At 63.8% G+C, this 21,566-nt stretch carries 21 protein-coding genes and 1 pseudogene; 11 read left to right on the top strand and 11 right to left on the bottom strand.

Annotated elements, in window-relative coordinates; all coding sequences use genetic code 11:
• Window positions 1–2: 2 nt before the first annotated feature.
• From NMQ16_RS04590 to NMQ16_RS04575, 4 genes are all read right to left on the bottom strand, one after another.
• Window positions 3–1,610 carry an XrtA system polysaccharide chain length determinant gene (locus NMQ16_RS04590; protein WP_257079327.1) on the bottom strand — a complete coding sequence of 536 codons (1,608 nt, stop codon included), beginning with the start codon at window positions 1,608–1,610 and terminating at the stop codon, window positions 3–5.
• A gap of 36 nt (window positions 1,611–1,646) precedes the next feature.
• Window positions 1,647–2,273: an XrtA/PEP-CTERM system exopolysaccharide export protein gene (locus tag NMQ16_RS04585; RefSeq protein WP_069038239.1), complete on the bottom strand. Its 627-nt coding sequence runs from the start codon at window positions 2,271–2,273 to the stop codon at window positions 1,647–1,649.
• A gap of 85 nt (window positions 2,274–2,358) precedes the next feature.
• Window positions 2,359–3,570, bottom strand: coding sequence for an ABC transporter permease (locus NMQ16_RS04580; RefSeq protein WP_257079326.1), 1,212 nt, complete (start codon window positions 3,568–3,570; stop codon window positions 2,359–2,361).
• 6 nt (window positions 3,571–3,576) lie between these two features.
• On the bottom strand, window positions 3,577–4,806 hold the full coding sequence (locus NMQ16_RS04575) for an FtsX-like permease family protein (protein ID WP_257079325.1): 1,230 nt from the start codon (window positions 4,804–4,806) through the stop codon (window positions 3,577–3,579).
• 118 nt (window positions 4,807–4,924) lie between these two features.
• Here NMQ16_RS04575 and NMQ16_RS04570 point away from each other — a divergent pair, with 118 nt between their 5' ends.
• From NMQ16_RS04570 to NMQ16_RS04560, 3 genes are all read left to right on the top strand, one after another.
• The gene (locus NMQ16_RS04570; RefSeq protein ID WP_257079324.1) at window positions 4,925–5,800 is read left to right on the top strand and encodes a ThiF family adenylyltransferase; all 876 of its coding nucleotides are present in this window, start codon (window positions 4,925–4,927) and stop codon (window positions 5,798–5,800) included.
• A gap of 26 nt (window positions 5,801–5,826) precedes the next feature.
• Complete coding sequence (locus tag NMQ16_RS04565) at window positions 5,827–6,894, top strand: nitroreductase family protein (RefSeq protein WP_257079323.1); 1,068 nt, start codon at window positions 5,827–5,829, stop codon at window positions 6,892–6,894.
• 208 nt (window positions 6,895–7,102) lie between these two features.
• Complete coding sequence (locus tag NMQ16_RS04560) at window positions 7,103–8,146, top strand: PEP-CTERM sorting domain-containing protein (RefSeq protein WP_257079322.1); 1,044 nt, start codon at window positions 7,103–7,105, stop codon at window positions 8,144–8,146.
• 101 nt (window positions 8,147–8,247) lie between these two features.
• Here the strand turns inward: NMQ16_RS04560 and NMQ16_RS04555 are convergent, their stop codons facing one another.
• From NMQ16_RS04555 to NMQ16_RS04540, 4 genes are read right to left on the bottom strand one after another with little or no spacing between them, the layout of a single operon-like run.
• A complete protein-coding gene (locus NMQ16_RS04555; protein WP_257079321.1) occupies window positions 8,248–9,453 on the bottom strand; it encodes a nucleotide disphospho-sugar-binding domain-containing protein in 1,206 nt (401 codons plus the stop codon).
• Window positions 9,453–10,586: an NAD(P)-dependent oxidoreductase gene (locus tag NMQ16_RS04550; protein ID WP_257079320.1), complete on the bottom strand. Its 1,134-nt coding sequence runs from the start codon at window positions 10,584–10,586 to the stop codon at window positions 9,453–9,455. The genes NMQ16_RS04555 and NMQ16_RS04550 overlap by 1 nt, the downstream gene beginning before the upstream one ends.
• Before the next feature lie 19 nt (window positions 10,587–10,605).
• Window positions 10,606–11,991, bottom strand: coding sequence for a DUF1302 family protein (locus NMQ16_RS04545; protein ID WP_257079319.1), 1,386 nt, complete (start codon window positions 11,989–11,991; stop codon window positions 10,606–10,608).
• A gap of 14 nt (window positions 11,992–12,005) precedes the next feature.
• A complete protein-coding gene (locus NMQ16_RS04540) occupies window positions 12,006–12,755 on the bottom strand; it encodes an ABC transporter ATP-binding protein (protein ID WP_257079318.1) in 750 nt (249 codons plus the stop codon).
• A 54-nt stretch (window positions 12,756–12,809) separates the two neighbouring features.
• Between NMQ16_RS04540 and NMQ16_RS04535 the strand changes: the two genes are divergently transcribed.
• A complete protein-coding gene (locus NMQ16_RS04535; RefSeq protein ID WP_257079317.1) occupies window positions 12,810–13,631 on the top strand; it encodes an outer membrane lipoprotein-sorting protein in 822 nt (273 codons plus the stop codon).
• Between the two features lie 60 nt (window positions 13,632–13,691).
• On the top strand, window positions 13,692–14,441 hold the full coding sequence (locus NMQ16_RS04530) for a PEP-CTERM/exosortase system-associated acyltransferase (protein WP_257079316.1): 750 nt from the start codon (window positions 13,692–13,694) through the stop codon (window positions 14,439–14,441).
• A gap of 30 nt (window positions 14,442–14,471) precedes the next feature.
• Here NMQ16_RS04530 and NMQ16_RS04525 read toward each other — a convergent pair whose 3' ends face one another.
• Together NMQ16_RS04525 and NMQ16_RS04520 are read right to left on the bottom strand one after the other, a co-directional pair.
• Entirely contained in the window at window positions 14,472–15,083 is a 612-nt protein-coding gene (locus NMQ16_RS04525; protein ID WP_257079315.1) for a YceI family protein, read from the bottom strand.
• A gap of 38 nt (window positions 15,084–15,121) precedes the next feature.
• Entirely contained in the window at window positions 15,122–15,859 is a 738-nt protein-coding gene (locus NMQ16_RS04520; protein ID WP_257079314.1) for a CDP-alcohol phosphatidyltransferase family protein, read from the bottom strand.
• A 157-nt stretch (window positions 15,860–16,016) separates the two neighbouring features.
• Here NMQ16_RS04520 and NMQ16_RS04515 point away from each other — a divergent pair, with 157 nt between their 5' ends.
• From NMQ16_RS04515 to NMQ16_RS04495, 5 genes are read left to right on the top strand one after another with little or no spacing between them, the layout of a single operon-like run.
• Window positions 16,017–17,018: a zinc-binding alcohol dehydrogenase gene (locus NMQ16_RS04515; protein WP_257079313.1), complete on the top strand. Its 1,002-nt coding sequence runs from the start codon at window positions 16,017–16,019 to the stop codon at window positions 17,016–17,018.
• Between the two features lie 35 nt (window positions 17,019–17,053).
• Complete coding sequence (locus tag NMQ16_RS04510; protein WP_257079312.1) at window positions 17,054–17,452, top strand: 6-carboxytetrahydropterin synthase; 399 nt, start codon at window positions 17,054–17,056, stop codon at window positions 17,450–17,452.
• Window positions 17,449–18,510 carry a glycosyltransferase family 4 protein gene (locus NMQ16_RS04505; RefSeq protein WP_257079311.1) on the top strand — a complete coding sequence of 354 codons (1,062 nt, stop codon included), beginning with the start codon at window positions 17,449–17,451 and terminating at the stop codon, window positions 18,508–18,510. Before NMQ16_RS04510 ends, NMQ16_RS04505 begins: the two co-directional genes overlap by 4 nt.
• Window positions 18,507–19,418, top strand: a complete 912-nt coding sequence (locus tag NMQ16_RS04500) for a hypothetical protein (RefSeq protein WP_257079310.1) — start codon at window positions 18,507–18,509, stop codon at window positions 19,416–19,418. The genes NMQ16_RS04505 and NMQ16_RS04500 overlap by 4 nt, the downstream gene beginning before the upstream one ends.
• Window positions 19,415–20,374, top strand: coding sequence for a lysylphosphatidylglycerol synthase transmembrane domain-containing protein (locus tag NMQ16_RS04495; RefSeq protein WP_257079309.1), 960 nt, complete (start codon window positions 19,415–19,417; stop codon window positions 20,372–20,374). The genes NMQ16_RS04500 and NMQ16_RS04495 overlap by 4 nt, the downstream gene beginning before the upstream one ends.
• Here NMQ16_RS04495 and NMQ16_RS04490 read toward each other — a convergent pair.
• Window positions 20,314–21,171, bottom strand: coding sequence for a RibD family protein (locus NMQ16_RS04490; RefSeq protein ID WP_257079308.1), 858 nt, complete (start codon window positions 21,169–21,171; stop codon window positions 20,314–20,316). The two genes, NMQ16_RS04495 and NMQ16_RS04490, sit on opposite strands and share 61 nt — an antisense overlap.
• Before the next feature lie 86 nt (window positions 21,172–21,257).
• On the opposite strand from NMQ16_RS04490, the pseudogene NMQ16_RS04485 reads away from it, so the two are divergent.
• A pseudogene (locus NMQ16_RS04485) lies at window positions 21,258–21,566 on the top strand (GTP cyclohydrolase); the annotation flags it as partial.

Here is a 21,566-nt window from a genome sequence, read left to right as displayed (position 1 = left end):
CCTCACGCACTGCGCATCACAAGCGAGACGAACGCAAGCATGGCAACGTAGGCCGCAACCAGGCCGCCAACGCCACCGAGGAACACGATGCGACGTCGCCGCTCATATCGTTTGCGTTCATCGGCCAGCAACATCGAAATCGAGCCAAGGACCGGCAAACCGGCAACGTCAGCGAGTGTTTGTCCGTCGTGAAACACGGGGCGTATCTGGGAAACGACAACTGAAGAGGCAATGCCCACGACGAGCGCCGCGACGATTACGACTGTCAGCAGAATGAGGCGGTTGGGTGCCACAGGCTCAGGGGAAACCCGCGGGGGTTCTATAAGCCGGAACTCGGCCACGCCGGTCGCGTCCATCTCTTCGGACATCGATGCAGACTCGCGCCGTGATACGAGATTGTTGTAGTTGGTCTGGTGAACCTCGTAATCCCGATTCAGTTGAGTGAATTCAGCCTCGAGTTCAGGCACCAGCCGGGACGATTGACGCAGTTTTTCGAGGCGGCTTTGGTACTCCGCTACGCGGGCACCCAGCGAAGCAACCGAGGCTTCGGCCGATGCCAATGCAACCTTGATCTGCAAATAAACGGGATTGGGTATCTGTTGCGCACCAGCCACCATCTTCTTTGCGACAGCCGGTTCTTTGCTCGACGCGGCCTCCTTCACCTCCTCGGCATACTGCTCAACGATCTTCTTCCGCTCGGCTTCGAGTGTCCGTATGCGCGAACGCATCTGAACGATATCCGGGTGACGATCGGTATACCGCTGCAAAAGCGCCTCAATGTCGTTATTCAGCGTGGCGATGCGGCTGTCTATCTCCGCTGTTGAGGGCCCGCCGCTCGACGAGGTCATGCCCGGGAAAGTGGACTCTGACGCAATCGTCGGCTCTTCGCCGAGCAATTGTCTGGACAGCGCATCTCGGGAATTCGATGCTTCACGCAGTTCCAGCTGTGCCTGATTCAGCTGCTGCTGGGCATCTCCGAGACTCCCGTAAAAATCCTTTTGCCCGCCACCGGGACGCTCAAGGTTTTTCAGCTTGAACTCCTTGAGGCGGTTCTCGGCTTCGAAGAGTTTGGCTTCATATGCCTTGATCTGCTCTTCGATGAACTTGCGAGCCTGGTCTGAATCCTGTCTTTTGCCGCCGAGCCCCGATTCGACGAACAGCGTCACTATTGCCTGAACGACCTTTTGCGCGCGGGCAGGCTTCTCGTCGCGGAAAGACACGAAGTAGAGGTTGTCGCGCCCCGATCCTGACAGAACGACCTTCTTGATCAGTTCATCGACCAGCGCTTCCTTTTCGGCTTTTGTCTTCGCCTCGAGATCAAGATCGGCCATCCGGATCAATTTCTCGATGCTGGGGCGACTGATCAGCGTTCGGCTGAGCATGTTGATCTGCTGATCGACATTCGGCTGGATGGCCAAACCGGACATCAGCGGCCGCAGTATCGATTGCGTATCGACATAAATCTTCGCCGAGGCTTGATACTGATCCGGCAGGATCAGCACGACACCCATGCCTACCGTTCCGATCAACCAAGCCGTCAGCAGACCTACCCAACGGTAGCCCCACGCCTGCCTTATGTAACCGGACAACTGGCGTAGAAGATCATCCACGTGCAAAGACCTCCCTCTTGTCGTGGCTCATGGAGCTCAGAACCAGCTCTGCGGAATGATCAGGATGTCGCCCGGCTTGACATCCACATTCGCGCTGACATCACCACGCCGTATGAGATCTTTCAGACGCACGTTGTATTGCTTGTCACCTTCGGAGGTGCGCAGGATGGTCGCTGCGTTGCCGTCGGCGAAGTCGGTGATGCCGCCCACCGCAATCATCACGTCAAGCAGGGTCATCTTCTGCTTGTAGGCCAGCGCCTGCGGCTTGGCCGCTTCGCCGATCACCCGGATCTGTTCGCTGTAAGGGCCGATGCCGCCCGCCACGATCACGCTGACGATGGGATCACGAATGTACTTGGACAGCACCTGCTCGATTTCGCGTGCCAGTGTTGTGGGATCGCGACCCGCGGCTGGCAGGTCCTCGAACAGCGTGCCGGTGATCTTGCCGTCCGGCCGGATGGTGACCGTCGACGATATCTCGGGGTTGCGCCACACGACGATATTCACGGAGTCGCCCGGGCCCAGGATGTAGTTGTAACCATCACTGTAAGCCTGCGTCGGGGCGGCCGGGTAAGGTGACGAAGTGCAGGCCACCAGCGCAAGCGGCGCCAGGAGCAACGCACATTTGCGCAGGGCGGACATCAGAAAGATCGAACGAAGCATTGCATCCTCCAGAAGGACAGCGGCGAGACAAGCCGCGAATGATAGCCAATGCGCAAGACAGCGCGCTCTATTGCGTCACGGCTCATCAGATGTTGTAGCGCAGCGCATCGACGATTGGCGTGCGCGACACCCTGTGGGCCGGCAAAAGCGCGGCCACCAAGGTGGCGATCAAACCGACCCCGAACGCGAGGAGAACCGTATGGGGCAGCACCCTGACTGTAGCGGTGTAGGCGACGTTGGAGTTCGGCGGCGGCGGCATCGGGATGCCGACCTCGCTGATCGCCAGCGCTGCGAGAGTACCCAGCACGACCCCCACCACGGCGCCGAACAGACCCAACATTGCGTTCTCCACCATGACCAGCCTGAACACATAGCCACGCGTGTTGCCCAGCGCCATCAGCGTACCGAATTCTCCCACACGCTCGAAAACGCTCATGTTCACCGTATTGAACACGCTGAGCAGCACCATGATCAGCACAATCCACTGCAGCACGCCGAACTGCGTGCGATACAGCTCGACCGTCTTGGCGTAGAAATCAGACAGTTCCACCCAGTCGCGGATGTCGAATCCCAGCGACTGCAGCCGCGGAACCAGCAGATCCTTTACCAGCGCAGTGTCGGCCGTGCGGTGCAGCAGCAACACGATCGAATTGGCACCGTCGCGCGCAAGCAACTCCCGCGCTGCTGCAATGGGAATTCTTACGGCACGGGTATCGAAATCTTTCGAAAAGCTTTGAAAAACGCCCACCACGTTCAGTTCGGTCGTGTTCAGGGCACCGTCAGCAGTATTCATGATCAGCGTGACCGTGTCGCCGGGTTCAAGAGCCAATGCCTTCGCCACGCCGTCGCCTATCAGCACGCCCGACGCATCTTCGTCCTTCAGCTGCCGGCCCGCGGTGATCCGGACGAATGTACCGAGGTGATTTTCCTTGTCCGGCTCCACGCCCTCGCCGACGATGGCCCAGTCCGCCTTGCCGTTGTTGAGAAGGCCGGCGAAGCGGATGCGCTGAAGCACGGTATCCGCTTCGGGCATCTTGGCCGCGAAGCGCGCGATCTCGTCGGCGTCTTCAATGACGTACTTTTCCGGCGAACGGGAGCCCTTCTCGTAAAAGCCCTGCTTGAACACCTGCACGTGCCCGAGCTGACTGTGGATCGTGGCCTCACCCAGTTGGGTCAGCACATCCGCCACGAAACCACCGGTCAGAATGAGACCTGATACGCCGAACACGATGGCCGCCAGCGTCATCGCGGTACGCGATTTCTGACGGAGGATGTTGCGCAGGGCAAGTTTGAACATGGCGGCTCAGCGACTCTGGCGCAAGGCGTCGACGATGTTCATGCGCGAAGCTCGCCAAGCGGGATACAGGCTGGACACGAAACTGCTGACCACCGCAACCAGCATGGCCTGCGCCACGATATCGAAGGTCAGCATGATCTTGCCGTCAAACCCCTCCTCCATGCCGGGCGGCGGCGGCAAGGGGATGCCCACCGCCGAGATCCCGACCGCCAGCAGACAACCCAGCACGACGCCCAAACCACCGCCCACAACACCCAACATCAGGCCCTCGGACACGAAAATGCGCAGGATGCGGCTGCGCGTGAGGCCCAGCGCCATGCAGGTGCCGATCTCGCTGACCCGCTCCATGACGCTCATCGACAGCGTATTCGAGATGCTCAGCACGATGATCATCAGGATGATCAGCCTCACCACATTGATCTGACTCGAGAACAAGTCGCGCGTCTTGTTGTAGAAGTCGGCGAGCTGATACCACGGCACGAGTTCGAGCTTGGCGGCGGGAAGAACCTTGCGCAATTCCTTGATCTTGCTGTCGGTGTCATCGGTGCGTTCAAGCAGCACCAGCCACTGCTGTGCGCCTGAGACCTTGACCAGCTGCTGAGCCAGCGCGATCGGCATGCGCAGCGCAGAATCGTCGTATTCCTTGCTGACCGAAGTGAACAGACCAACGATGGGCGCCTCGACCGCATTGATGCTGCCGCCGGCTGTCGTGGTCAGCAGCACGATGGTGTCGCCGACCTCGGCATCGAGATTGATCGCCAGGCCGCGCCCCATGATCATTTCGTTCGCACCGTCTGCTGAGAGGTTTCGACCGCGACTGATGCGGATCGAACTCGACAGCACGGCCTCGGCCTGCGGCGACACCCCCTGCCCGAGGAATGCAAAGGTGTTTTCGCCCTTGCTCGCCAGGCCATTGAAACTGAGTCGAGGCGCGATCACCTTCACGCCGCTGCTGGACTGCACCGCGGAACGCGCAGCATCCTCGCCTTCGATCATGAAGCCGAACGGATCCGATGTGCCGCGCTCCACATACCCCGGCCTGACGACCTGGATGTGGCCGAGCTGTGACTTGATCGTCGATTCGCGCATCCCGTCCATCAACCATTCGATGAATCCGGCCGAAAGGATCATGGCGACAACCCCGAAGCTGACCGCTCCGATCGCAATCATCGTGCGCCGCCCCTGCCGCAGCACGCTGCGCATGGCCAGTCGCAGATCAAGCAGCCAAAACTTCATGCGGATTCGAGGGGTAAGATGCTAAGGTATTGCCAGCATAACAGTTTTTTACTTTCCAGCAGCCGTGAACCTTCAGCGCGAAGTTCCGCTGGAGCGATTGCCGAATGGCAGGACGACGATGAATCACTCCGCGTTTGACTATAACGAAGCATTCAGCCGGAATCTTGGGTGGTTCACCGAGGTTGAGCAGCAGAAACTGCGCCACAGCACAGTTGCCATCGCCGGACTTGGTGGTGTCGGCGGCATTCACTTGCTGACCTTGGCGCGACTTGGCGTCGGCCGCTTCCACATCGCGGACTTCGACACCTTCGACGTCGCCAACTTCAACCGGCAGGTGGGCGCCACGATGAGCACATTGGGCCAGCGCAAGCTTGACGTGCTGGCCGCTCAGGCGCGAGACATCAACCCGGAAGTCCAGTTGAAACTTTTTCCACAAGGCGTTTCGGCCGAATCTCCCGACGACTTCCTGCGCGGTGCGGATATATATATAGATGGACTCGATTTTTTCGCCTTTTCGGCACGGCGCGCGACGTTCGCGGCATGTCATCGGCTGCGCATTCCGGCTGTCACTGCGGCGCCGCTTGGCATGGGTTCGGCGCTGCTCGTCTTTCTGCCCGACCGGATGAGTTTCGAGGAGTACTTCCGGCTCGAAGGGTGCGACGAAACAGAACAGGCGCTGCGCTTTCTCGTCGGTCTGGCACCCGCAGGCCTGCACCGCCCGTATCTGGTCGAGCCCTCGCGCATCGATCTGGCCGCGCGACGAGGCCCTTCGACCATGATCGCGTGCAATCTGTGCGCGGGTTTTGCCGCGGCCGAAGGGATCAAACTGCTGCTCGGTCGCGGCGAGGTGCGCGCTGCGCCCTGGGGCCTGCAGTACGACGCCTTCCGCAACAAGCTGGTGCGTACCTGGCGGCCGGGCGGCAACAACCACCCGCTGCAGCGGCTGATCATGGCCATCGGTCGTCGTCAGCTCGCGCGCAAACCTTCGGTCTGACCCCCCACCCCACGCGAGGCACCTCCATGCGCGTCATCGAACAGATCCTCGACCTCGCCCGATGGGCGCCCAGCGGCGACAACACCCAGCCCTGGCGCTTCGAAATCCTCGCCGACGACCATGTCCTGATCCATGGCTTCGACACGCGACACGACTGCGTGTATGACCTCGAAGGGCACGCCAGCCAGCTTGCGCACGGCGCACTGCTTGAAACACTGCGCATCGCCGCCACCCGGCACGGCCTGAGCGCCGCGTGGACTCGTCGGGCCGGAACGCCGGACACCCATCTTCTGTACGACGTTCGATTGCAACCCGACCCGACATCGAAGGAAGATCCACTCCTTGCATATCTAGATAAGCGAAGCGTGCAGCGGCGCCCCATGCCCGGTGCGCCACTGACGAGTGCCGAGCGCACCGCCCTAGAAAGCGCCGCACATCCGCTCAAGGTGCGCTGGTTCGAATCAAGATCGGAACGCTGGTCGATCGCGCGCCTGAATTTCGCCAATGCGAAAATCCGCCTGACCATCCGCGAAGCGTACGAAGTCCACAAGCGGGTGATCGAGTGGGGCGCGCGGTTCAGCGAGGACCGCATCCCCGAAGCGGCGGTCGGGGTGGATCCGATGACGGCGAAAATGATGAAGTGGGTCATGCACAGCTGGCCGCGTGTCGAGTTTTTTAACGCGTGGCTCGCCGGCACCTTCGCGCCTCGCGTCCAGCTCGACCTGATTCCCGGCATCGCATGCTCGGCGCACGCCTGCCTGATCGCGCCGGAGCCCATGGCAACAATCGAGCAGCGGGTGATCGCGGGCGCCGCGGTTCAACGCTTCTGGCTGACCTGCGAACAGCTCGGCCTGCAGCACCAGCCGGAAATGACACCCCTCATTTTCAGCCACTACACGCGCAGCGGGCTGCGCTTCACGACGTCCGACAGCGCACTGACCAGCGCTCGGACACTGAGCGAGACGCTTGAATCCATGCTCGGCAAAGCCGATCTCGATCGCGCAGCCTGGCTCTGCCGGGTGGGCCGGTCACGCAACGCGCCCGGACGCTCCCTGCGCAAATCTCTGCAGCGCCTTCAGCCCGACTCGAACTGACCGTCCTGCATCCCGGTTGAGCCGACACAACACCTATGTCGGAATTCTTTACAAATCTGGACCCGTGATTCAACGGACAGACTTCCAGCCCGGAAAACTGAAAATATAAATCCAATTTTTCAATGAGTTATTTCATGACTTTAAAACTGGCCCGGTGATTGCTTTAGTAGTTCCGTGGGTTCAGTAACCAACCAGTCGGAGTTAAAAAATGATCAAGTTCTCGAAGATTGCGATCGCCGCGGCAATCGCTACTGCATTCTCGGTTTCGGCGCAGGCAGCGCCGATCAGTGTCACCACCCCGAACGGCACGGTCAGCGGCATCACGTCGTTTGACTGGGCACCGTCGCCGGTGCTGGCCCAAGGCGGCAACGAAGCCTTTGCCCGCCTCGCCAACGGTATCAACGATGGTGTGCTCGGCACCAATCTGACCACCCTCGGCACCCCGCTCGCCGGCAACGCCTTCACGGTCTACTCGCAAGGTCGTCTGAACCTGTTCCAGGACGGAACCGGCGCAGCCACCTCGGGTCTCTGGACCGGTGCCGGCAGCACCGCAGGCAAGTACGAAGTGACGTTTGAACTGGCGTACACGGAAATCGTCGGCTCAGCATCGACCTTCCCGACCAACCAGGCATTCTTCGACTTCGCCGCCGTCCAGACGACGAACTACTTCCGCATCTTCGTGCAGGATCTGGACGCAGGCGGTGCAGTCGCTTCCAACTACGCTTCCGGCCTGGGTTTCTCGGACGGCCTCAAGGTGTTTGAAGGCGTCGTCGCTCCGGCCGCATCGCAGGTCGGTGTGTTCTCGAACTTCGCAACCGGTGCTGGCATCTTCCCGCTGGGTGATGATGGCGACGATGGCAACGGTGTTTCGCCCTTCGCGGCAAACCCGAGCGTGACCGGCAGCGGCAGCACGCCGATCATCGATCTGCTGTCGGTTGTTCCGACAACGTTCGATGAGTCGTTCTGGAATGGCGAACTGATCGAGTTCCTGATTTCGAACATCAATCAGAACCTGCCCTTCACGTCGGTCGATCCGTCGGCAACCTTCATCGGCGGCACCATCGTTCCGAACATCGGCGCAGTGAATGGCGGTACGGCATTCGTTCCGGGTACGGGTTTCGTGGCTGCTGGCCCGGACATCCTGTTCCAGACCGATCCGAACGGCCCGGTGCAAGTTCCGGAACCCGGCACGCTGGCTCTGGCTGGCCTCGCTCTGGGCGCACTCAGCCTGGCACGTCGCCGCAAGGCCTGATCGGTTAAATCCGATTGAAAAAAACGGGAGCGTGAGCTCCCGTTTTTTTTGTCCTGAAGTCGAATGCCGGATCGAACCCCGCCTTCTTCAAGGTAAGTGATTCAGACCTTGCCGTGTGCCCTGATCAGGTCGTGCAATCGCATGCCTGCATCGAAACCTGAGAAATCGGCACGAACATGCGTGGCCGCAGCCTTGAAGCCCGGCTCGCCGACCATGCGCTCAACCGCGGCCTTCAACTCATTCCTCTCTACGGTCCCCGCGCGAAGGCAGATGCCCGCTCCCGCATCCTGCACCCGCGACATGGTGAGGAACTGATCCATGTTCGAGCACAGCCCGATCACCGGCCGACCTTCCGACAGCGCCTGATAGACGGTTGCACTGCCACCGTTGCAGATGACGAAATCCGCGCGCGCGGCCGCCGCGGCACCGGGCAGATAGTCCGCCACGAAGCATGATGCACTGCTGGCGGCGATGTTCGAGCGCCCGGCCGTGGCGGTCATGCAGCGAACGCCCTGGTGCTCCAGCACTTCGAACAGGGCCGGCAGGAGGTCAACACGTCCGGTCGACCCCAGGGTCACATAAGCCAGCGGTCCATCGGGAATCTGCGACCACCACTCGGGCAAAGGCGTATCCGGTGACCAGACGATGGGGCCGATGAAGTGATGATTCGATGGGCAGTCTGCGCTGACCGGCACCAGAGAGGGCGTGTCGGCATACAGCGTTAAGTCGCCGTCGGTATAGGCGTAACGGACATCGGGAAAGGTCGACAAGCCGTGTTTGCGCCGCAGTGCATTGAGCGGTCGGGCATGCAGGCGGAACGCAATCGGCTGCGCCATCCGGAATATGAGTGTGGCGAAGGCCGGGCCGAGCAGGCGGGTGAGCGTGATGTCGGGCAGGGGAAAGCGCCGATGCACAGACCACGGGCTCCAGTGCGCATTGCACAGCGCCATGTAAGGAATGCCCGCCAACCGCGCCGACACGCTGAGCGACAGGCGAAAATCTCCCACCACGACATCCGGCTTCTCCCGCTGGAGCAATTCGACGTCCTGTTCGACGTATCGCGCCAGTTCGGCCTGGGTGTACAACGGCGCACCTTCGGCGAGACGCTCAAGGAAAAGCGCGGGCGGAATGCTGTCAAGGCCGATGCGCGACAGACCCGTGCCGCGCAGGCACAGGTCGAAAGCCCCGGCCGCCGCAATACTGACATCGCATTCGGGCGCGAGCGCCTGAGCGAGAACGACCGGGCGGGCGACGTGCGCCAACGACACCGCTTCCGCCACGAACAGCACGCGGCGGCGCGCAGTCATCATGCGCCTCCGGCGCGACCGAACAGACCGAAGCGGGTCAGCTCGGAAACTGTCTGTTGGTAACGGTCTTCGGACGCCTGCGTGCGCGCCCAGGCCTCGAATTCGGCCATGCCGGCGTCGAGTGTGCAGGCCGGCTCGTAGCCGAGCTGCGCGCGCGAGGTACTCAGATCTGCAACGCAGCCGAAGATATCGCCCACGCGGAACTCGCCCTTGTCCTCCATCGACACCGGCTTTCCGGCGGCGCGGGCGAGCGCATTCGCGATGTCTGCGATGGTGCTGGACACCCCCGCACCCACATTGAAGACGGCGCCGGGCGCTACGTCCTGCGTGAGCGACAGCAGGTTGGCGGCCACCACATCCGATACATGCACGAAGTCGCGCACCGGCAGGCCACCTTCGTAGACCGAGATCGGCTGGCCGGCGCAGATGCGCGAGTAAAAGATCGACGCCACGCCGGTGTAAGGATTACGCAAGGACTGGCGTGAGCCGAACACATTGAAGTAACGCAGGATGGTGGCCGGGAGACCGAAGGTCGACGCGGCATACCGCACATAATCTTCCTGCTGCTTCTTGGTGATCGCGTAGACCGAAAACGGCTCTGCCAGCTTGTTTTCGGGCGTCGGTATCACTTCGAGGTCAGCCCCGCACACCGGACAGGGCATGGCGAACCTGCCCGCCTGCAGACGCTCCCTGGCGCGGGCGCCCGGAAACTGCACGCCATGTTCGGCGCACCGGTAGGCGCCCTCGCCGTAGATGGCCCGCGATGACGACAGCAGGAAGCGCTTGAGCTTGTGTCCGCCCTTGACGATGCCCTCGACCAGGGTCGTCGTGCCGAGGCAATTCACGCGCACATAGTGGGCCATGTCATACATGCTTTGCCCGACGCCGGTCAGCGAAGCGAAGTGGAAAACGGCATCCACGCCTTCCAGTGCGCGTGCGACATCGGCTGCATCGCACACGTCTCCGACCATCAACTCGACTTCAGGCGCAAGGTAGACCGGTCGTTGTCGCCCCTCTCCATGTATCTGCGGATCGAGGATGTCGAGCGCACGCACGCTGTGACCGCATGCTAGAAGCGCATCGGCGGTATGCGAGCCAATGAAACCAGCACCACCCGTAATCAGTACTCGCATTGACGACCCCGCTCCTGGCTCAGAATGAGTAGCGCATTTCGCCGTAGTAGCGATCGGATTCGCCGTACCGACCGAAGAAGCCGTTCGAGTTGCCGCCGAAAAGATCCGCGCCGAACATGGCACGCAGATTCGACTGCACGCGCCAGATGACCTTCGGCCGGAACATGTAGTCGTTGCGCACCAATGATTGCACCCACAGCACCTCGCCTTCCACGCGTTCGCCGAACTTGTGGTGATAAAGCAGCGACATGCCGTTCTCGCGCTTGGACGCGAGCAGTTCCGGTGGGCGATCGTTGTGATACCGCTCGAAGTACTGGACGTTGAAACGTGCTTCGTTCTCGAGCGGGAAGTCGAGGCCGACCGCGTAGTCGACCATGTTCTGCTTGACGAGCCCGTCCGCGCCGGGCAACGACGTCGGCACGCGCCTGTCCAGTGTCAGCACCCCTTCGGCGCGCAGCAATACGCGGCCGAAGTCCTTGCTCAGCGTCGAGCCGTACTGGTGTATCCAGTCATGTTCCGGCGTATACACCGCGGTCGGACCGACGATCTGGCGGGCGAAGGTCGGATTGACGTCGAGGCTGCGGTAATAGAAGGCCGACAGGTCCCAGCCCTTGACCAGCGTGCTCACGCGCAAACCGTAGTTCGAATTGCTCAACTTGCGATCCGGACGCACCTGATCGTTGTATACGGCTGTCAGCCCGGAAATTTCGGGCTGGACAGGGTAGTAGTCGCCGCCGAAACGCCCGATGTTGTCGACGCTGACATAGGGTATCCACACGACTTCGGCGTGCACGTTGCCCATGAAATACTCGGCGCGCGCGGCCCATTGCGGAATGCGCAGCTGGTCGAATTCGGGGTTGAAGAATTCGCGGGTGTCCTTGGCCGATACGACGTCAGCAAAGAAAAGGCCGACCATCTCGCCCCACACGATGTGCTGGCGTCCCAGTCGAAGTTCCATGTTGCCGAGCGGCACGTCGACGAACACTTCGCGCCACTGGAACTCGCTGCGCTTGTCGTCGCGTACATTCGCCCGGTAGAAGTCATCTTCCCAACCGTAGGCAAAGTCGTAATCGACGCGCCCGAAAGCCTTCCACTTGATGCCCTGTCCGAAGCTGCCGCTACGCCCCAGTTCATTGCGCCAGCGTGCCTTCGACCAGTGGCTTTCGCCGGCAACCGTACGGGCCAGCTCAAACTGCGTGAAACCCTTCCAGCCGGAGGTCGCGGGCGCTGACGCTTCGCCCAGATCAGGCAATGCATTGCCTGCTTCCGACTTCGCCGGCGTGTCTGAAGCCGGCGCGTCGAGGAACAGGTCATCCAGGGGGTCTGCGGCGTGCACCGGCGGAAATGCAGCAAGCAGCGCGACCGCCAGCAATGGAAGGACCACGTTCCGCTTCATTGGGGGCATGACTCGAGACATCATCACGCCGCCTTGTCGGCAGCCGGCTTGGGCGGCTTGACATACGACCACTCACCCGGCGATTTCTGTACGCCCAGAGCGGTCAATTCGCCATCCTCGATGCGGACCAGACGGTCGGCCATCGACATGACGCGCTTGTCGTGTGTGGAAAAAATGAAGGTTGTCTTCAAGGTACGGTTGATCTCACGCATCAATTCAAGAATGGCGTCACCCGTCTTGCGATCAAGGTTCGCGGTGGGTTCGTCTGCCAGCACGATGGTGGGCTGCACGGCCAGCGCACGGGCGATCGCCACGCGCTGGCGCTGGCCGCCCGACAATTCATTCGGCCGATTATTCATCTTTTTGCCCAGTCCGACCACGTCCAGGAAATAGCGGACACGGCGGTCACGTTCTTCCTTGCCGACTTCCGGCAACTGAAGCAGCGGATACTCGACGTTCTCATAGGCAGTGAGAACCGGCAGCAGATTGAAGGTCTGGAATATGAAACCGATGGTGCGCGCGCGCAGACCCGCCAACTGATCGGGCGTCTGACCGGACACGTCCTGACCGTTGATCAGTATCTGCCCGCTGGTCGGCGTATCGATGCAGCCGATCAGATTGAGCAGGGTCGACTTGCCGCTGCCGGACGGGCCGGCGATGGCGATGAACACGCCGTCCTCAATATCGAGCGTGATATTCTTCAACGCGGTTACCAGCTGGCCGCCCAGCATATAACTGCGGCTCACGTTCCGGATCTGGACGACGTTATTCATCAATACGCCCGGCTAGAGTTGAGGGCGGAACGCCCGCCACTGGAGACATCACGAATGGCTTTGCTTTCCTGCATCCGTCCGGCTGCACGGCCGACACGCTTCCTGCTTTCTGCAGCAATCCCGAATCGCCTGGGATCGCTTGCGCGAGGCATACTCGCTTCGGTCGCACTCGGTTCGGCATTTCTTGTTGCCCAGCCTGCCTTTGCTCAGGATGCCGCGAGTATAGTTGAAAAGGCGGACTCGATCCGCTTCCCGCGCGAGGCCTTCCAGGTCGAAGTCAGCATTACGTCAAACAGCGCGAGCGGCGAAGAATTCCGCAAGTTCAGGATCCTGTCCAAGGGCAGCAGCAACACGATCATCCAGACCATCGAACCGGCTTCTGAGCGCGGGCAGATACTGCTGATGAAGGAACGTGACCTGTGGGCATTCCTTCCGACCGTGTCGCAGCCTGTTCGCCTGTCCCTCGCCCAGCGGCTGACAGGTCAGGTGGCCAACGGTGACTTGGCGCGTGCCAATTTTTCGGGTGACTACACGCCCAGAATGATCGGTGTCGAGAAGATCGACGGCGTCGATCACCATGCACTTGAACTCACGGCCGTGGATCGCTCGGTGACCTATGCACGTGTGCTTTATTGGGTCCGCGCGAGCAATGGCGCACCACACAAGGCCGAGTTTTATTCGCTCTCCGGAAAGCTTCTGAAGACCTGCGTGTACGACGAATACAAGACCTTGGGCGGAAAATTGCGTCCGACTCGCCTGACTATGCAGGATGCCCTCAGGGCAGGTGACCAATCTGTGCTTGAATACAGTGCATTGCAGTTGCGCGAACTCCCGGACAAGATATTCACGAAGGAATATCTGAAAAAGGTGGAGTAGCCGCATCCTGCCGTCACGTCGCGGAACGCATCCAGCGTCGTCTTTCGTGGTCAGATCATCATGTTTCTGCTCGAAGTCGGAAACCTAAAAGATAATTTCGCCAAGTATTTCTCGGTGGAAGCGGCCGTCAGCGACGAACTCAAGCATGAGGTGTTTCGCGTCCGCCACGCGGTGTATTGCGAAGAACTCGGCTACGAAAACACCAATCCCGACCAGGAAGAATCGGACGGCTACGATGCGCGATCACTGCACATCGCGCTGCGTGCGCAGGCACACGGCCGCATCGTGGGCTGTGTCCGGCTGGTCCAGTGCGACCCGGATGCGCCGGAAAAATTGCTGCCGTTCGAAAAACTCTGCACCGATGCCATAGACCGGTCGATCATCGATCCGGCACAGGTGGATCGACGCGCCATGGTCGAAATCTCGCGCCTTGCGGTGTTGTCCGACTACCGCAAGCGCAAGGGCGACAGTGGCAGCCCGATGGCGATTTCAGAAGAGGACATGGGCACGCGCGATCAGCCGCGTTTCCCGTACATACCGGTTGGCCTTTATCTGGGTCTGCTCGTGGCGGCGGAACTGCACGGCATCGAACACCTGTTCACGCTCACCGAAGCACGGCTGGCGCGACACCTGTCGGCGCTCGGTTTCCGCATCCACCTGATCGGCCAGGCGATCGAGCACCGCGGCAAACGTGTGCCTTCCGTCATCTATCGCACCGAGTTGATGGCGCACCTGCCGGCCTTCATGCAACCGCTGTACGACCAGATGAAGCAGGACATGTCGCGTCAGTACGCGTGCGAGCCGGCCTGATTCAGGTCCGCTCCGCCGGCGACGAGCCGGCTACTGCCTGATCGCCTCCAGTTCGAACGTCAGCGCCACTTCATCGCCCACCAGCCCCTTTTCCACGCCGTAGGTCATGCCCCAGTCGCTGCGCCGTATCGTCGTGCGCGCCGAAATGCCCAGCGTGTGTTTCTTGTGGCCGAACGGATAACTGGCCGCCTTGTTCAGCGTCACGTCCAGCGTGACCGGCCGGGTCTGGCCGAGCAGCGTGAGCTTCCCGGCCAGCTTGCCGGCGGTCGGGCTGGTCGTCTCATAACCTGTGGCTTCGAACACGATGTCCGGGTGCTGCTTCGCATCCAGAAAATCGTTCTCGCGAATGTGGTTGTCGCGCGCCTTGTGGTTGCTGAACACACTGTCGGCCGACACCACGACGCGGCCCGAACTCAGCTTGCGGGTCTGTTCGTCATAGACGAAGCTGCCCTTGCCCTTCAGGAACAGGCCGAGAATGTCGGCGTAGCCGATGTGGGCCACGCCGAACCCGATCGAAAAGTGATCGGGATCGATTTCATAGGTGCGCGGTTCGGCCTGTGCCGTGGTGCCGAATGTGCCGCATGCCAGCGCGACAAGCAGCGGGCGATACAGGTGATGCAGCAGCGGATGCGTCGTTTTCATGGAAAGCCCTCCCGGTTGGAGTCGGAAATCCGACGATGTCATGCGTGTGTCCGCCGGCGATACAGCCAGCGGATGTCGATGAAAAAAGAGACTGCGAGCACCACCGCCGCGCTGCCGAGCAGCGCGGCGGTGGTGCTCCCATCGACGGCCGGCAGCAGGCACACCAGCAGACAGGCCACCTGCACCACGCACACCGTCTTGCGGCGCAGGCTGTCCGGCAGCGGGCGATCGAGCCAGCGCCAGACCGGCATCGCGGCGACGAAGGCGTAGCGCATCGCGCCGATCGCCAGCACCCAGGGCCCGACCTTGCCGAGCAGTACCGGTGCCAGGGACAGCACTGCGATCAGAAAAGCGTCGAGTTCCATGTCGAAGCGCGCGCCGAACTCGCTGGCCGAATCGAAACGGCGGGCGACCCAGCCATCGACCCCGTCGAGCAGCAGCGCCGCGAGCGTCAGCATGGCGAATGGCGTCGCCTGCGCCGCCAGCGCAGCAGGGCTCGCCAGCGTGCCGGCCAGCAAGGCCACCAGCAGCGCGCGGAACAGCGTCACCCGGTTCGCTGCGCCCAGCGGCCGGCGTCTGTCCGGCCCGTGGCGCAGCAGCAGTGCCGCCATCACCACGTACACACCAAGTGCAGCACCACCGACCCGCAGCGGTAGATCAAGCGCATGCGTGAGGACGGCTGCAAGGAGGGCGAGCAACGCCCCCCCCGTCAGCAGATCCACCCACATCGACGGCACCGCGTCCAACGGTCGCGCATTACCCAGTCCTGCTGCCAAGCCGATCTCCCTTAACGCTGTCCGGAGGACTGCATGTCGTTCGTCGTGCAACCTTCCGGTGTGGCGGCACGTCCATCGGCCTGCATACTTCCACTCGCGTTTCGATACCCTGAAGCACCTAATCGTTCGCTCACGATGAAAAACCGTGCCAACTGACATGTCCATCGACCACACGTCTGCATTCTGGACCGTCGCACCCGGCACCGGCGAATTGCGCACCGAAGTGCTGCCAGTGCTGCGCGCCGGTGAAGTACGCGTGCGCGCGCTGTACAGCGGCATCAGCCGCGGCACCGAAAGCCTCGTATTCCGCGGCGAAGTGCCGGCAAGCGAGTACCAGCGCATGCGCGCGCCGTTCCAGCAGGGCGATTTCCCGGGGCCGGTGAAGTACGGCTACATCAGCGTCGGCATTGTCGAGGACGGCAGGGGCGAACAGGCTGCGGCGCTGTGCGGCCGCACCGTGTTCTGCCTGCACCCGCATCAGCAGCGTTATGTGGTGCACGCCGACGCGGTCGTACCGCTGCCCGACGGCCTGCCGGCTGCGCGCGCGGTACTCGCCGCCAATATGGAAACCGCCATCAACGCGGTGTGGGACGCCGCGCCGTCAGTCGGCGATCGCATCGCGGTGATCGGCGCCGGCGTTGTCGGCACGCTGGTGGCCTGGCTGTGTGCGCGCATCCCGGGCACGCTGGTCGAACTGATAGATATCGACCCGGGTCGCGCCGCGCCGGCCGCGGCGCTCGGCCTCGCCTTGCGCGCACCGGACACGGCCGAGTGCAGCCGGGAGTGCGATCTGGTCATTCACGCCAGCGGCAGCGCCGCCGGTCTGCGCAGCGCGCTGGCGATCGCCGGCTTCGAAGCCACCGTGATCGAAATGAGCTGGTTCGGTCAGCAGGCGGTCGCGTTGCCACTGGGCGAAGCCTTCCACGCAAAGCGCCTCACGCTGCGTTCCAGCCAGGTCGGTCACCTGCCACCCGCGCGGCTGCCGCGCTGGTCTTATCGGCGGCGCATGGAACTCGCGCTGTCGCTGCTCGTCGACCACAGTCTGGATATCCTGATCAGCGGCGAAAGCGATTTCGCCGATCTGCCCGACCTGATGCCCGCGCTGGCCGCGGATGGCGCGGGTGTGCTGTGCCACCGCATCCGCTACCCGGCCGCCTGAGTACTCATTCCTGTTTCCTTTACCAAGGACCTCCCATGTACAGCCTCACCGTCCGCGACCACATCATGATTGCGCACAGCTTCCAGGGCGAAATCTTCGGCCCGGCGCAGCGCATGCACGGCGCCACCTACCTGATCGACGTGTGTTTCCAGCGCGCCGAACTCGACGCCGACGGACTGGTGATCGACATCGGTCTCGCCAGCACCGTGCTGCACGAGGTGCTGGCCGACCTGAACTTCCGCAATCTGGACGAAGAACCGGCGTTCAGCGGCAAGAACACCACCACCGAATTCATGGCGCGCGTGGTGTTCGACCGCATCGCCGCCGCCACGCGCGACGGCCGGCTGGGCGACAGCGGTCGCGGGCTGGACCGGCTGAAGGTGACGCTGCACGAATCGCATATTGCCTGGGCCGGCTACGAAGCGGATCTGTGACGCTGCATTTCATCGTCGCGGGCGACCCGGCGCAGCACACCGGCGGCTACCGCTACGACGCACGCATCGTGGGCGCGCTGCGTGCACGCGGCTGGACAGTCGAGGTGACCGGCCTGCCCGGCCGCTTCCCGGACGCCGACGACACGGCGCGCCGTGGATTGCAGCGCACGCTGGCCGCACTGCCCGACGGCAGCGCCGTGGTGATCGACGGTCTGGCACTGGGCGGCCTGCCCGACGTCGCGGCAGCGCACGCCGGGCGGCTGCGCCTGATCGCGCTGATCCATCATCCTCTTGCCGACGAGACCGGTCTTGACGCTGACCGGCGCAGCGCCCTGCTGCACAGCGAATGCGCGGCGCTTTCGCACATGACCGGCATCGTCACCAGCAGCCCATTCACCGCGCGCCGGCTGGCCCACTACGGCGTCGGCGGCAGGCCGCTCGCCGTCGTCGAGCCGGGCGTCGATGCCGCGCCACTGGCCGCTGCCGACCAGCAACCGCCGCGCCTGCTGTGCGTCGCCACGATCACGCCACGCAAGGGCCACGATGTACTGGTGGCCGCGCTGGCATCGGTCGCCGACCTCGACTGGACCTGCGATTGCATCGGCTCGACCCGGCGTACGCCGAGCCACGCAGCGCAGGTCGCCGCGCAGATTTCCGCCACCGGCCTCGACGCGCGCATCCGCCTGCACGGCGAATGCAGCGACGCCGCACTAGCTGCTGCCTGGCGGGCGGCCGACCTGTTCGTGCTGCCGTCGCACTACGAAGGCTATGGCATGGTAATCACCGAAGCGCTCGCGCATGGTCTGCCGGTGCTCACGACGACCGGCGGCGCGCTGTCCGACACGTTGCCGCCGGGTAGCGGCGTCGCCGTACCGCCGGGTGACGCGCCGGCTCTGGCGGCTGCGCTGCGCCACCTGATCGGCGACGCGTCGGCCCGCCACGCGCTGCGCGCAGGCGCGCGCGCCCGGCGCGCCGACCTGCCTGACTGGACCGCCGCCGGCGACGTCTTCGCCGCCGCACTGCGGAACCTGCTTGCGGTGGAGGACCACGCAGCATGAGCGCCCCGCCCCGGCGCCTCGACGCACCGCACCCGGACACGGTCTTCGACGCTGGCTGGCTCGCCCTGCGCCGCCCGGCCGACACGGCCGCCCGCGCCGACCCGCTGAACCGGCTGGCGCACGACTGGCTGTGCAGCCGGGTCGGCCGGCCGCTGCGACTGATCGATCTGGGCAGCGGCAGCGGCGCCAATCCGCACTACCTCGCGCCCCGGCTGCCCGGGCCGCAGCACTGGCAACTGGTCGATCACGACCCGGCGCTGCTCGAGCTGGCGCAAGGCAGTTGCGGCGCGCTGTGCGACGGCGACGGCCGACCGGTCGGGGTCGACACCCTGCTGCGTGCGCTGCACATGCTGGCCGAAGACGACTTCGCCGGCAGCGATCTGGTCAGCGCTTCGGCGCTGATCGATCTGGTCGACGAGGGCTGGCTGATCCGCTTCGCCGACGCCTGCGCCGATGCGGGCTGCGCGGTACTGATCACGCTCAGTGTCGATGGTCACTGGGCGATCGACGATGGCGAGGTCGTCGATCCCGATGACGCCTTCGTGCGCACGGCATTCAACGCACACCAGCAAAGACACAAGGGCGCCGGCGATGGTGCGGGCAGGACGTCAGGCCCGGCACTCGGCGCGCGCGCCGCGCCTCGGCTGGCCACGCTGCTCGAGGCGCAGGGGTATCGCGTCACGCTGGCCGACAGTCCCTGGTTGCTGCATACCGACGACCCCGGGCAGCGCGCGCTCGCGGCCGCCCTGCTCGACGGCTGGCGCGCCGCAGCCGCTGAACAATGCCCGCATGCCGCCGCGCGCATCGAAGCCTGGCACGCCCGCCGACAACTGGCGCTGGCGCGCGATTCGACCCGGATCGAAGTCGGCCATTTCGATCTGTACGCCGAGCCAGGCGTCCGCCCATGACCCGGGGGCGCGTCCTCTGGCGCTATGCGATCGGTGCCGCACTGCTGATCGGGCTCGCCGTCACGCTGGACAGCGCAGCGATCGGCGCGGCCATCGGCGGCGCATCGCCCGGCTGGCTGATCGCCGCCATCCTTCTGAGCGTGCCGCAGGTGGCGCTTTCGGCCTGGCGCTGGCGCTACACTGCCACGCGCCTGGGCGCGCCACTGGACTGGCGGCAGGCGTACGCCGAGTACTACCTGGCCACCTTTCTGAACCAGGTGTTGCCGGGTGGCGTGGCTGGTGATGCCGCGCGTGCCTGGCGACATGCGCGGGATCTGGATGCCGGTCATGCAGCCTGGCAGGCGGTGGTGATCGAGCGCGCATCCGGCCAGTTCGTGCTGCTGCTGTGCGCGCTGGCGGCACTGGCCGCATCGCTGCCGCTGCAGTCCGCGCTGGCGCGCGCGATCGATGGTCGCACCGGCGGCTGGACCTTCGGCGTGCTGCTTGCCGTGGCCGTCGCTGTGGCTGCGGCTGCGGTTCTTCTGCGCCGCCGCCGTGGCCCGCTGTCCGGGCGCATCGCTGCCGTGCTCGGGCGCGGCCTGCTGGCGCGCGACGTGTGGCCGGTGCAGCTCGTGGCGTCGGCGGGCGTCGTGCTGAGCTACATCACCGTATACATATGCTGTGCGCGCATGATCGGCGTGACGCTGCCGACTGCCGAACTGTGGCCGCTGGTGCCCTGGGTGCTGTTCGCGATGGCGATCCCGCTGTCGGTCGCCGGCTGGGGCGTGCGCGAAGGCGCAGCCGCGCTGATCTGGGCGGCTGCGGGGCTGGACCCGGCGCAGGGCGTGGCGATTTCCGTGACGTACGGTCTGGTGGTGCTGCTGTCCAGCCTGCCCGGCGCGCTCGTTCTGCTGCGTCAGCGCGCCCGCGTCGCGTCCAGTTCAAGATCGAACAGCGTGTCGCTGCCGCAGGCATAGCTGCGACAGCGCGGCCGCAGCGCCGCGTCGAGCGTGCCGATCGGCGGCAAGGTCAGACCCGGTCGGCCGGAGCCGATCAGCAGGGGCGCGACCATGACGTGCAGCCGGTCGAGTGCGCCGGCCTGCAGGAAGCGCGACACGGTCACCCCGCCCCCTTCGATCAACACCCGCTTCAGGCCGCGCGACGCGAGCAGCGCGAGCACTGACTGCGGCGCGAATCCTTCTGCATCCGTGATGAGCTCGACGCGTTCGACGTGCCCGGAGGCGGACACGTCGGCGCACTGACCGGCTGCGACCACATGCAGCGTCGGCGCATCCGCCTGGTCGAAAAGCGGTCCGCTGCGCTGCGCGCGCCCCCGCGGATCGAGCACCACGCGCACCGGATGCGGCCCGGCCACATGGCGCACGGTCAGTTGCGGCTGATCGGCATCCGCCGTGCCGACGCCCACCACGACCGCATCGACCACGGCACGCACCCTGTGCAGGTGACGACGCGCCTCGTCGCCATTTATATAGTGCGAATGACCGCTTTCGGTGGCGATGCGCCCGTCCAGGCTCTGGCCGATCTGCGCGATGGCGAGCGGCGCGCAACGCGCCACCAGCGGCATAAAGATGTCGAACAGCGCCGCCGCAGCGGGGCCGGCCGGCGGGGTACTTGTCCACGCGCCGCCGGGTGCCACGTCGAGCGTGACGTGCTCATGACGGAAACTTGTCAGCCCGATTGCGGACCAATCGACGCAACGGGCCTGAAGGACCAGGGCCCAAGCTTCATCTTCGGCGACTTCGGTCAGCGACATCCGCAATGCATTCCTTCATGGGGTGACTGCCTCGACACGACAACGGACGTCTTCAGACAACATCAATATCAAATCGGAAAAACGACATGCGCCAAGCCGAACGAGCCCTGTTTGACCTGCGACGCGGCGTCCCGGTGCTGCTGGCCGACGTCGGCAGCGACACTCTGATCCTGCCGGTCGAAGGACTGACCGACGATGCGCTGGCCGATGCGCAACTGCTGACCGGCAGCGTGCCGCAACTGGTGCTGTCGCGCCATCGCCTGGCATCACTCGGCCACCTTATCAGCGATGAGGCGCAGGCGCTGACGTCGACCGGCGTGACCGACAGCGCGCTGCTGCGCCGGCTGGCCAGTGCGCGCGACGCCCGGCTGCCGGACGGCCTGCGGCGCGCGCCC

This window comes from Methyloversatilis sp. XJ19-49, assembly GCF_024580145.1.
In the GTDB taxonomy this organism is placed as follows: Bacteria; Pseudomonadota; Gammaproteobacteria; order Burkholderiales; family Rhodocyclaceae; genus Methyloversatilis.
Note: the sequence above shows the minus strand (reverse complement) of the source record. Positions and strands in the feature narration are given on the sequence as shown.